Source organism: Streptomyces sp. col6, from assembly GCF_008042035.1.
Taxonomy (GTDB): Bacteria; Actinomycetota; Actinomycetes; order Streptomycetales; family Streptomycetaceae; genus Streptomyces.
On record NZ_RDBL01000013.1, the window covers coordinates 1,206,583 to 1,218,298 of the forward strand.

Below are 11,716 nucleotides of genomic sequence, written 5' to 3' on the forward strand. Positions count from 1 at the left end.
GCGCCCCTCACCCGGCCCGGTGCACCACGGTCTTCCCGTCCCGGTCCCGGGCGTCCCGCTCGGCCAGGACCCGCCGCAGCGCCTCGTCGGCCGCGCCGAGGCGCCGTTCGATCTCGTCGCCGGCCGCCTCCACCTCGGCCAGCGTCACCCGGTGCTCCGGGGCGACCGTGCCGGACGGCGCGCCCCCGGGCGCCGCCAGGGCACCGGCCAGCTCCCGGTCCACCGCCGCGTACCGCCGGAGCGAGGCGACCCGGTCGCCCTGCGACTCGCGGATGCGTTCGAGCCGGGCCTGCCGTTCGGCCAGGTCCGCCGCCGCGTCGCCGTGCTCGCGCTCCTCGGCGGCCAGCGCGCGCTGCGCGGCCTCGGCCCGCTCCAGGACCTGCCGGGTGCGCGGGGCCAGGGCGGCGAGCTGGTCCTCCGACAGCCGGACCAGCGCGTCGCTGCTCGTGCGCAGTGTCCCCTCGACCCCGGCATCCCGGCCGCGCAGGGTGGCCAGCCGCTCCGCGATGACCTCCTGCTGCTCCTGGAGCGCGTCCAGGGCGAGCACCAGGCGCTCCAGCCGGCGCAGGTCGTCGACCTGGCGGCGCAGCGCCTCGTGCTCGGCGAGCCGGCCGCGCAGCGCCTCCTCGGCGGCTGCCAGCTTCTCCAGCGCGGCGTGCGCGAGCTCGGTCCGCTCACGCTCCTCCCGGACCCGTGCGCGTACGGTGTCGAGCTTGCGCATCAGCCCCTCGGTGCCGCCGCCGACCGCCTCGCCGGGCATCGCCGCCTCCAGCAGCGCGGGCAGCGCGGCGGCCAGCGCCCCGGACTCCTCCAGCGCGTCCTCCAGCGCGAACAGCGCCGCGAGGGCCGGCGCGCCGCTCTCCGCGCCGTCGACCCCTTCCAGCGCCGCGCCGGCCCACCGGAAGGCCAGGCGCAGGACCCGCAGCGCGACCTCCGCATCCGGCCCGGGGCCCGACAGCGCGGCAGCGATCTCGTCCGTGGCGTCGTTCACGACGGTCTCCGTCCCCCAGGTGCACCCGATCACCACCATCACATCACCCGAAGCTTCCGCGCGGGGCGGTCCCGGCCGATACGATCGAGCTGCCGGAATGTTCCGGCCGTCACACAACCACCGCAGCCACAGGGGGACTTCATGTCGGAAGTCGTGTCCTTCGAGGGCCCGGACGGCGCCTCGCTCCAGGTCGAGGTGGACGACGACGCCCCCGGGCTCGAACGCATCTCGCGCGACTCCGGCGAGGTCGTGCGCGCCGGCCGGCGGCTGGAGGACGCGCTCGCGCAGACCCGCCCCGCGCTCCGCTCCGTGATGGAGTCGGTGCGGGCGCTCGGCCCCGACGCCTACGAGATCGAGTTCGGCATGAAGTTCAACGCCGAGTCCGGCGTGGTGATCGCCAAGACCGCGATCGAGGGGCACTTCTCGGTCAAGGTCTCCTGGAACCGCCCCCAGGCGGACTGACCCCCCGTGCCGCCCGACTGGGAGCGCCCGCCCTGGCTGGTCAGCGTCCGCAGGACCGAACACGGCGACCCGGTCGGCGCCGGACTCCTCGTCACCCCGCGCCACATCCTGACCTGCGCCCATGTCGTGGGCCCCGGACGGGCCCCGGCGCCGCCCGGCAAACCGGTGTACGTACGGTTCCAGTACGCCGCCCCGCACGACCCGCTGCCCGCCACGGTCGTGCCCGGCGGCTGGCACCCGGACACCGGCGACGGCACGGGCGACGTCGCCGTCCTCGAACTGGCGGAGCCCGCACCCCCCGAGGCCGTGCCCGCGCCGCTGCGCACCACCGACCCCGGCACCTGGGACCACCGCTTCCGCGCCTACGGCTACCCCGAGGAGCACAAGCGCCGGGGCGTCCCGGTGCGCGGCGACATCATCGGGCACGCAGGCAGCGAGTGGATCCAGGTCGAGGCGGGCCCGCACACCGGATGGGGCCTGGAGAAGGGCTTCTCGGGCGGCCCGGTGTGGGACGTCAACAGCGGGGGCGTCGTCGGCATGCTCGTCGCCCGCGACTCCGTGAACTCCGTTGACCGGCGCACCGCCTACGCCATCAAGGTCGAGGCCCTCGTCCGCTACTGGCCCGAACTGGGCCCCCTCGTCCGGGACATGACCACGAGCGAGGTGCGCGACCGGCTGGAGTCCCTGCTGTGGACGCCGCTCACCGAGGACGGCCGCATCCCGAGGGCCGACGAGGTGGACCCGTACGACATCGGCGTCTGCCGCTCCAAGTACAGCGACCCCGGCCGGGGCGGCACGGACCGCGCCCCCTACGTCCGCCGCAGCCCCCAGGACGACCGCCTCGCCGAACTCCTCACCGGGCACCGGTTCGTGCTGCTCGCCGGGCGCTCCAAGGCCGGCAAATCCCGCACGCTGTACGAGGCGCTGGTACGGGCGATGCCCGACGCCCGGCTCGTCGTGCCGCGCCCCGGCGACTCCGCGCGCCGGACCCTGGACGACCTCAGCCGGCTCACGCTGCCCACCGGCTCCGACCGGGTGGTGCTCTGGCTCGACGACCTGCACCGCTATCTCCACCCCGGCGGCCTCGACCTCCAGATCCTGGACCGGCTGGCCCGCAGCCGCCCCGCCGTCACGATCGTGGCGACGATCCCCGCCAAGCAGCGGGCCGCGCTGACCGCCATGGAGAACGACGTCGGCCGCATCGCCCGTACCGTGCTCAACAAGGCGGCCACCGTCGAACTGCCTTCGCTGCTGGGCCCGCAGGACGCCGAGGCGGCCCGGGAGATGTATCCCGGCGAGGACTTCACCGCCCGGGGCATCGGCGAACTCATGGTCGCGGCGCCCAGCCTGGAGCAGCGCTTCACCGACGGCGCCGAGAGCTGCCCGGCCGGCTGGGCCCTGGCGCGCGCCGCCGCCGACTGGATGCGGATGGGCGTCACCGACCCCGTCCCGGACGCCGTCCTGCGCGAGCTGTTCGCCGCCTACCTGGCCGAGCACCACCCCGCGCTGGACGCCGACGACACCGCCTACCGCACGGCCCTGGCCTGGGCCCGCGAACCGGTCGCCGGCACCATCGCGCTCGTCCACCGCGCACCCGGTCCCGACGGCTACGCCGGCACGCCGTACCTCTCGGAGTACCTGGACAGCCGCGACGACGACCCCTCCGCGCTCGTCCCCTGGTTCGCCTGGAAGTACCTCGCCGACCGCCGCCCCGCCGCCGAACTCCTGCCCAGCGCCTACACCGCCCTCGTGCGTGGCGAGGCCGGGATCGCCGAACGGCTCCTGGAGCGCATCGCGGACGCCGCCGACGACCGCGACAGCGCCGCCTGGGCCGCGCTGATGCTCGGCGAGATGTACCTCTACCTGGCCGACTTCGATGCGGCGGCCCGGCTCCTGGAGCGCGCCGTCGCGTCGGCCGTGGACAGCGTCGTCCCGCTCGCCCAGGCCGTCCTGGCCGAACTGCTCATGATGTACGGCGACCGCACCCGCTCGCGGCAGCTCCTGGAGAGCGCCGTCGCCGCCCGCGACCCCCAGCTCTCCCAGGTCGCCCAGGTCGGCCTGGCCACCCTGCTCTTCGCGGACGGCGAGGACGAACGCGCCGAACGCATGCTGGAGGCGATCGTCGCGGCCGGCGACACCGAGGCCGCCCCGCTGGCCCAGGCCCGCCTGGTCAGCGTGCTCAGCGGCGCCGACGGCGACGCCGCCGGCGCCCGTACGGGACAACGCCCCGGCAGCGGCCAGGGCAAGGCCACGGTGCGCGCCCCCAACGCCACCCTCGGCCGCACCGAACCCTCCGAGCAGCCGTGGTCGCTGTCCCGCGCGGTCGGTGAGTCCATGGCCGGCCAGGTCGCCTCGGTCGCCCAGGCCAGCCTCGGCTCCATGCTGATCAGCCAGGGTGACGTCGACCGCGCCGAGGAGCTGCTGCGCTCCGCGCTGGCCGGCGGCCGCTTCCACGCCGTGCCCCGCGCCCAGGTCGGCCTCGGCGAGCTCCTGATCGTACGGGGACGCAACGAGGAGGCGGAGGAGGTCCTGCGGGCCCTGATCAACTCGGGGAACCCGCTCCTCATCCCGTACGCCAAGATCCTGCTCGCCGTGTCGCTGCGCCCGCGCGGGCTCATCGCGCAGGGCATGGACCTGCTGCGCGAGGCCGCCGAGTCCGGGCACCCCGCCCAGGGCCCGCGGGCGGTCTGCGGTCTCGCCGAGTGGTACGCCAACGAGGGCGACCTGATCACCGCCGAGGAGTGGTTCGAGCGGGCCATCGCCACCGGGCACCCGGAGTGGGGCGGGATGGCCCGGGTCGAGCTGGCCCTGATGCTCGCCGGCAGCGGGGAGCCCATGGCCCGGCCGAAGGAGCTGCTGAACACCGTCATCGGCGCCGGCCACCCCGGCCTCTCCCCGCTCGCCGCCGCCGCGCTCGGCGACCTCCTCGTCCGCGAGGGCAGCATCGACGAGGCCGAGCACGCGTACGGCCTCGCGGTCGCCTCCGGACACCGCGACTGGGTCCAGGTCGTCCGGATCGAACTCGCCCTGCTGCAGACGGCCCGGGACGGCGGCGCGGAGGCCGCCGCCGAGCTGTTCCGGAGCGTCATCGGATCCGGCCACCCGCACCAGGGCCCCCGCGCCGCCGACCTGCTGGGCGACCTCCTCGTCCGCGAGGGCCGCGTCGACGAGGCCGAGCGTTACTACCGGGTCGCCATCGACTCCGGGCACGCCCAGTGGTCGCTGATCGCCCGCATGGACCTGGCCGTCATGCTCGCCGACCACGGCGACTTCGAGGAGGCCGAACGCCTGCTCCTGGTGGTGGCCGAGTCGGACGACCCGGGCGCCGAGGCCTGGGCGCGCGGTGTCCTCGGCGTCGTCCACATCGGCAACGAACGGCACGAGGAGGGCCGGGAGCAGCTGCGGGCCGCGGCCGACGCCGATGTCGGCGCCGCCTCCCAGTTCGCCCGCTTCCACCTCGCCAAGTGCCTGGCCGCCGACGGCGAGGACGAGGCCGCCGAGGCCCTGGTGCGCACGGTGGTCGACGGCGAACCGTCCCAGGTCACCGAGGTGGCCCGCGCCTGGCTCGCCGTCCGGCTGCTGCACCGCGACCCGGAGGCCGCGCAGGCGCTCCTGGTCCGGGTGGAGGACTCCGGCGACGCGGAGGCCATCGTCGCCGGCTACCTCGGCGCAGGCGAATACCTGCTGGAGACCGGCGAGGTCCAGACGGCCGGCGAACTGCTCGAAGCGGCGCTGGAGCTGGCGGGCCCCGGCACCGCTCCCCGGATCGGTGCGCTGCTCGGCGTCGTCCGGCGCTCGGTCAACGACCTGGAGGGCGCGCGCGAGCTGCTGACGGACGCCCTCGCCGCCGGCGACCCGGAGACCGAACCGCTCGCCCGCCGCTACCTCGGCAGCACCCTCTTCCGGCTGGGCCTGCTGCCCGAGGCCGAGGAGGTCCTGCTGCCGCTGGCCCGCTCCGACGACACCGAGCACCGGCCGCAGGCCCTGCTGCTGCTCGGCCGGGTCCTGGCGGCGGACAACCGCCCGGAGGAGGCGTACCCCTGGCTGGAGGCGGCCATCGAGTGCGCCGGCGGCGACGGCGACACGGAGACCGGCGCCCGCCAGACGTACGCGGAACTGCTGCTGAGCGCCGGGCAGCGGGAGCGGGCCATGGAGATCTACCGGCCGCTGGTGGCGGACGACGAGGACGACGAGGACACAGCCCCGGACGAGGAGACGGCCATCGACGAGGACACCCCGCACCGGCCGCCGGGCACCGACCGTCCGACGCTCACCCTGCCCCGCCCCGCCCACCCGGCCCCCGCCGCTCCGGCCCCGCACCCGCTCCCGCCGGCGCTGCTCGCGCTGCTGGGCGATGTGGCGGACGCGGAGGGCGCGCACGAGGAGGCGGCGTTCTGGTACGGCCTGGCCGGCCGCACCGGGGAGGACCGTACAACGACACAGGCCCACGGTTCCTGAGGAACCGTGGGCCTGTGGCTGGTGTCCGAGGGGGGACTTGAACCCCCACGCCCGATAAAGGGCACTAGCACCTCAAGCTAGCGCGTCTGCCATTCCGCCACCCGGACAAGGTGTCTGTCTCGCGGGCCTGGCCCGTTCCGACGTGGAAAACCATAGCAAACATTGGAGGGTGCTCGATCACGCCCGGTCTCGTGTGAAGGCCGCATGACGAGGCGCGGGGGGCCTTGGGCGCGCGGGCGGCGCGCGGGAGGATGAGGGGGAGCACCACAGCGACAGTGGAAGGAACCAGCGTGAGCGAGAGCAATGGGGCCCGGAGCGGCTCGGGCGAGACCGCCGAGAACGAGGTGGTGGACCTCTGTCGTGACCTGATCCGGATCGACACCAGCAACTACGGCGACCACTCGGGGCCGGGCGAGCGGGCGGCCGCCGAGTACGTGGCGGAGAAGCTCGCGGAGGTAGGGCTCGAACCGAAGATCTTCGAGTCCCACAAGGGCCGCGCCTCCACCGTGGCGCGGATCGAGGGCGAGGACCCGTCCCGGCCGGCCCTGCTGATCCACGGCCACACCGACGTCGTCCCGGCCAACGCCCACGACTGGACGCACCACCCCTTCTCCGGCGAGATCGCGGACGGCTGCGTGTGGGGCCGGGGCGCGGTCGACATGAAGGACATGGACGCGATGACGCTGGCGGTGGTCCGCGAGCGCATGCGCAGCGGCCGCAAGCCCCCGCGCGACATCGTGCTGGCCTTCCTCGCGGACGAGGAGGCCGGCGGCACGTACGGGGCCCGCTACCTCGTGGACAAGCACCCCGGCCTGTTCGAGGGCGTCAGCGAGGCGATCGGCGAGGTCGGCGGCTTCTCGTTCACCGTCAACGAGAATCTGCGGCTCTACCTCGTCGAGACGGCCCAGAAGGGCATGCACTGGATGCGGCTGACCGTGGACGGCACGGCGGGCCACGGCTCGATGACCAACAACGACAACGCGATCACCGAGCTGTGCGAGGCCGTCGGACGGCTCGGCCGGCACACCTGGCCGGTACGGGTGACCAAGACGGTGCGTTCCTTCCTGGACGAGCTGTCGGACGCGCTCGGCACCCCGCTGGACCCGGAGGACATGGAGGCCACCCTGGCCAAGCTCGGCGGCATCGCCAAGATGGTCGGCGCCACCCTGCGCAACTCCGCCGCCCCGACCATGCTCGGCGCCGGCTACAAGGTCAACGTGATCCCCGGACAGGCCACCGCCCATGTCGACGGGCGCTTCCTGCCGGGGTACGAGGAGGAGTTCCTGGCCGACCTCGACCGCATCCTGGGCCCGCGCGTGCGGCGCGAGGACGTGCACGGGGACAAGGCGCTGGAGACCGACTTCGACGGTGCGCTCGTGGACGCGATGCAGACGGCGCTCAAGGCCGAGGACCCGATCGCCCGCGCCGTCCCGTACATGCTCTCCGGCGGTACGGACGCCAAGTCCTTCGACGATCTGGGCATCCGCTGCTTCGGTTTCGCCCCGCTGAAGCTGCCGCCGGAGCTCGACTTCGCCGGCATGTTCCACGGCGTGGACGAGCGGGTTCCGGTCGAGGGGCTGAAATTCGGCGCCCGGGTCCTGGACCGTTTCATCGACCACAGCTGACCCGCCACGGCGTAATTCGCCAGCGTGTACGCCTGTGACCGGAACGAGTGAATGGAGCGTTCGGCTCGTAGCCCTGTCACCCCCTCCTCGTTACAGGTGATGCGGTCCGCGGCTGGGACCGCGCTTTGCCAACTAGGAGGAAACATGATCAAGAAGATCGCCGCCGCCGCGGCTGTCACCGGTGGCCTCGTGCTCGCCGGCGCCGGCATGGCCGTCGCCGACTCGGGTGCCCAGGGTGCCGCCATCGGCAGCCCCGGCGTCATCTCGGGCAACGTCATCCAGGTTCCCGTCCACGTTCCCGTGAACGTGTGCGGCAACACGATCAACGTGATCGGGCTGCTGAACCCGGCCTTCGGCAACGTCTGCGTCAACGACTGACGTTGCGCGTCAACCCGTAAGGGTTTGAGCCCGCTCGGCCCCGGAGCGCACTCCATGCGCTCCGGGGCCGTCGGGTCCTTTGCCTCCGCACGGTAGTCCGGGGGTACTCCGGAAGGTAGAAGGCAGGAAACACCTATGCGACAGGTCACGCGAAAAGGCCTGATCACCATGGCGGCCGCGGGCGGCGTTCTCGCCCTCGGCGGCGGCTATGCGCACGCCGACGCGGGAGCGTCCGGCGGCGCGTCGAATTCCCCGGGGGTGCTGTCAGGGAATTCGGTACAGGTTCCGGTCAGTGTGCCGGTCAACGTCTGCGGGAACTCCGTGGACGTCGTCGGGCTGCTCAACCCGACCTTCGGCAACGCCTGCAAGAACGGCTCGGACGGCACGTCCGCCTCGGGCACGTCCGGCAGCCACGCCGGGGGCCACGCCTCCGACGAGCACGGCCAGGGGGCGAAGGGGGGCACCGGCAAGCACCGGGCTCCCGGCGGCAACGGGGGCGGGGCCACCGCGGAGGGGTACACGCACGGATCACCCGGTCTGCTCTCGGGCAACCAGATCCAGGCGCCCATCGACATTCCCGTGAACGTCTGCGGCAACAGCATCGACGTCGTCGGTCTGCTGAACCCCGCGTTCGGCAACGAGTGCGAGAACGAGAGCACGCCGCCGGTCGACGTTCCGGAACCCCCGGTCCGCCACGTCACCCCGCCGACTCCCGAGCCGCACGTCCCGAACGTGCCGGAGCCGCAGACCCCGCCGGAGGCGCCGCAGCTCGCCCACACCGGCGCGGGCGGGCTCGACGTGCTCATCCCGGCGAGCGCGGGCCTGCTGCTGGCCGGCGCGGGCACGGTGCTCTACCGCCGCGCGAAGGCCGCCGCCTGACGGCAGCGAGCGCGACGAGAAGAGGCGAACGGGCCCCGCGGTCACCGCGGGGCCCGTTCCGCGTGCTCAGACGGTGTGTGGCCGGTCCGTCCGGCTCACCATGTGGCCCGCAGCTGACGGATGATCCGGCGGCGCAGCCGCACGCGGCGGCTGCCGTCCCGGCGCAGTGTCAGACGGTCCAGTTCCCAGTGCCCGTACTCGGCATGGTCGGTCAACAGGCGGGCCGTGTCCTTCCGGGACACCCCGCGTGGCACGTACACATCGACAAATTCGTATTCCGGCATCGAATCCATTGTGCGGGCAAGGCCCCGGTACGGATAGCGTCTGCCCCATGTCTGATGCTGCGCAGCCCACCGCTGCCGAGGTACGCGCCGCCGCCGATGCGGTCAAAGCCGCGATCGACCACCACCTCGCGGCGGTCGAACGCCGGTCGGGGGACGATGATCCCGCTGTCTACGACGCGTTCAACGCACTGGCCGCCGCGGCCGAGGCCTACGACGAACTCCTCTACGACCGCCACGACGAGGTCACCCCGTTCGAGATCCCGGGCGAGCAGGACTCCCTGCCGCCCTACAACGGACCCGACGAGCCGCACGCGCTCAGCGTGCTGATCCGCCGCGACTACGCGGTGGTGGAGCCCCAGCGGCTGCTGGCCCAGGCGCAGCGCCTCGCCGACGCGGACCCGGACGACCGGGACAGCGCGGGCGCGGCGGTCGTCGGCGGCAGCGTGCACGCGGCGCTGGGGGTGCTCTTCGGGGAGTACGAGGCGGACGAGATCGCCTCCCGGCACACGGAGTTCGGCCTGGAGGAGGGCGACTCCACGCTCTGGGTCGCGGCGGCGGACGAGCTGCCGGAGCCGGGGGAGTGGCTGGCCGCCCCCTTCGACGACGCGGACCCGGAGCTGGTGGTCTGCCGCTTCGACGTCAGCGCGGTCTTCGACGACGACGAGCTCGACGACGACCCGGAGGGACCGGCGCACAACATCGCCTGACGGCCACCCGCCCCGGAACGACCGGAGGGCCCCCGCGAACGCTCCATGCGTCCGCGGGGGCCCTCCGCGCCCGGGGGCCCTCCGGCGCGCTCGGGGGAGCCCGCGAGCCCCTTCCCCGGCCGTCACTGCTCCTGCGGGTCCTGCGGGTCCTGCGGGTCCTGCGACTCCTGCGACGCCTCCAGCAGCGCCCGCAGGCGGGTGCTGCGCTCCTGGGCGGGCCCCTCGGCCACCGCGTGCGGCAGGGCCTGGTCGACGCCGTGCACCACGGACAGGTGCCGCTCGCCCCGGCCGAACGCGGTGTAGACCCACGGCCGGCTCAGCCCACGCGCCGCGTCGCCCGGCAGCACCACGACCGCCGCCGGCCACCGCGTCCCGGCGGCCTGGTGCGCACTGAGCGCCCAGGCATGGCGCACGGACGCGGCCACCAGCTCCTGCGGTACGACGACCGGGGTCCCGGCGCAGTCCAGGTGCAGGCCCTCCGCGTCCGCCGACACGACCACGCCGGGCACCGTCCGTCCCGGCGCCGGGACATGGGCGACCCGGTCGCCCGGGTCGAAGCCGCCGAAGCGCCCGGGGCCCGGGTTGAGCCGCTGCTTCAGCGCCTCGTTCAACGCCCGGGTGCCCGCGGCCCCGCCGTGGCCGACGGTGATGACCTGGGTGTCGCCGGACGGCACCCCGATGGCACGCGGCACCGAGTCGGCCACCAGCTGCACCGTGCGGTGCAGCGCCTCGCCCGCGTCCCGCACGGGGACGATGACGACCTCCTTGCCGGGCGCCTCCACCTGGTTCAGCTCACCGATGCCGATGCCCGAGACCAGCTCGCCGATCGGGCCGGCGTCCGGGGTGCGGGAGACGACGCGGGGGCAGGCGCGGGCGGCCAGCACATCGGCGAAGACCTGCCCGGCGCCCGCCGAACCCAGCACGCCCGGGTCGCCGCTGAGCACCAGACGGGCGCCGTCGGCCAGCGACTCCACGAGCATCGCGCCGGTCTCGACGTCCAGCTGCGGGGCGTCCAGCACGACGAGCAGGTCGAGGGCGAGCGCCCCCTCCTCGTCCCGCCCCGGCCCCTCGGTGCCCGACAGCAGCCCGGCGAGCGTGACGGCCGACTCCGGGTCGCCCGTGTCCTCGGCGAGCCGCCTGCGGCCGTCCACGCTGTGCGCGGCGCCCAGGGCGCGCAGGCCGAGCCCGCGCGCGGCGGCGATCAGCGCGGCGGGTTCGGCGCGTGCCGCCTCGCCGCCGGTGTGCGCGACGAGGCCGTGGGCACCGGCCGCCCGGATCAGCTCGGCGGCCGACGGGGAGGGCGCGGCGGAGGCCGCCTGCGACCAGTCCGCGTCCTTGTCGCCGCCGTTGACCAGCCGGGCGAGCCCGTCGGCAAGGCTCTCCTCCGCCAGCGCGTACCGGTCGAGGCCGAGAAGCACCTCTACGGCGGCGGCGGGTTCCGCCGCCTCGGCGGACTCCTCCGTGTCCTCGCCGGGCTCCTCGGGGCCGTCCTGGAAGACCAGCACGACGCCCTCGGTGATCGCGTGCCGCACGGCCGCGGCGGGGTCGGTGACCCCCCGGCCGCCCAGCGCCGTACGCACCTGCCCGGCGTCCAGCGCGGTGTGGCCCCGGAGCGCGGCCTGCTCCAGGAGCCATCCGGTCAGGGCGGCGGTGCGCCGCTCGTCGTCCGGCCCGGCGGCCGCGCCGAGCAGGGCCCGCGCGAACCCGTCCGCCTGGTCGGGCCCGACGCCGGGCAGGGCCAGCAGCTGCCAGGGGTCCTCGCGCAGGACTTCGCCGGCCCGGTCACCGAGCAGCCGGGCGGCGGGCTGGGCCAGGGCCGCGGGGGCCCCGCCGGCGGAGAGCACGGCCGCCACGGCGTCGACGGCCTCGGGCGGGGCGGCCGTGCTCTCCGCCGGCGGGGCCCCCGCGGCCCTGGCCCAGCCCGCCGCCCGG

General features: G+C 74.8%; 8 protein-coding genes, 1 tRNA gene and 1 pseudogene. 6 read left to right on the forward strand and 4 right to left on the reverse strand.

Features of this window, described 5'->3' with window-relative positions:
• Positions 1–7: 7 nt before the first annotated feature.
• A complete protein-coding gene (locus EAO73_RS22150; RefSeq protein WP_147973223.1) occupies positions 8–991 on the reverse strand; it encodes a hypothetical protein in 984 nt (327 codons plus the stop codon).
• Between the two features lie 141 nt (positions 992–1,132).
• Between EAO73_RS22150 and EAO73_RS22155 the strand changes: the two genes are divergently transcribed.
• Positions 1,133–1,453, forward strand: a complete 321-nt coding sequence (locus tag EAO73_RS22155; RefSeq protein ID WP_147973224.1) for a CU044_2847 family protein — start codon at positions 1,133–1,135, stop codon at positions 1,451–1,453.
• A 6-nt stretch (positions 1,454–1,459) separates the two neighbouring features.
• Positions 1,460–5,911 carry a serine protease gene (locus EAO73_RS22160; RefSeq protein ID WP_147973225.1) on the forward strand — a complete coding sequence of 1,484 codons (4,452 nt, stop codon included), beginning with the start codon at positions 1,460–1,462 and terminating at the stop codon, positions 5,909–5,911.
• Positions 5,912–5,930: 19 nt separating this feature from the next.
• Here EAO73_RS22160 and EAO73_RS22165 read toward each other — a convergent pair.
• Positions 5,931–6,018, reverse strand: a tRNA-Leu gene (locus tag EAO73_RS22165).
• Positions 6,019–6,201: 183 nt separating this feature from the next.
• Here EAO73_RS22165 and EAO73_RS22170 point away from each other — a divergent pair.
• The 3 genes from EAO73_RS22170 (at position 6,202) to EAO73_RS37235 (ending at position 8,793) form a co-directional block, all read left to right on the forward strand.
• Complete coding sequence (locus EAO73_RS22170) at positions 6,202–7,536, forward strand: M20/M25/M40 family metallo-hydrolase (RefSeq protein ID WP_147973226.1); 1,335 nt, start codon at positions 6,202–6,204, stop codon at positions 7,534–7,536.
• Between the two features lie 144 nt (positions 7,537–7,680).
• Complete coding sequence (chpH, locus tag EAO73_RS22175; protein ID WP_147973227.1) at positions 7,681–7,914, forward strand: chaplin ChpH; 234 nt, start codon at positions 7,681–7,683, stop codon at positions 7,912–7,914.
• A gap of 135 nt (positions 7,915–8,049) precedes the next feature.
• On the forward strand, positions 8,050–8,793 hold the full coding sequence (locus EAO73_RS37235; RefSeq protein ID WP_147973228.1) for a chaplin: 744 nt from the start codon (positions 8,050–8,052) through the stop codon (positions 8,791–8,793).
• Between the two features lie 95 nt (positions 8,794–8,888).
• Here EAO73_RS37235 and EAO73_RS22185 read toward each other — a convergent pair whose 3' ends face one another.
• Positions 8,889–9,077, reverse strand: a complete 189-nt coding sequence (locus EAO73_RS22185; protein ID WP_018103708.1) for a DUF5703 family protein — start codon at positions 9,075–9,077, stop codon at positions 8,889–8,891.
• A gap of 47 nt (positions 9,078–9,124) precedes the next feature.
• On the opposite strand from EAO73_RS22185, the gene EAO73_RS22190 reads away from it, so the two are divergent.
• The gene (locus tag EAO73_RS22190) at positions 9,125–9,784 is read left to right on the forward strand and encodes a hypothetical protein (RefSeq protein WP_147973229.1); all 660 of its coding nucleotides are present in this window, start codon (positions 9,125–9,127) and stop codon (positions 9,782–9,784) included.
• Positions 9,785–9,906: 122 nt separating this feature from the next.
• Here EAO73_RS22190 and EAO73_RS22195 read toward each other — a convergent pair.
• Positions 9,907–11,716: pseudogene (locus tag EAO73_RS22195) on the reverse strand (helix-hairpin-helix domain-containing protein); the annotation flags it as partial.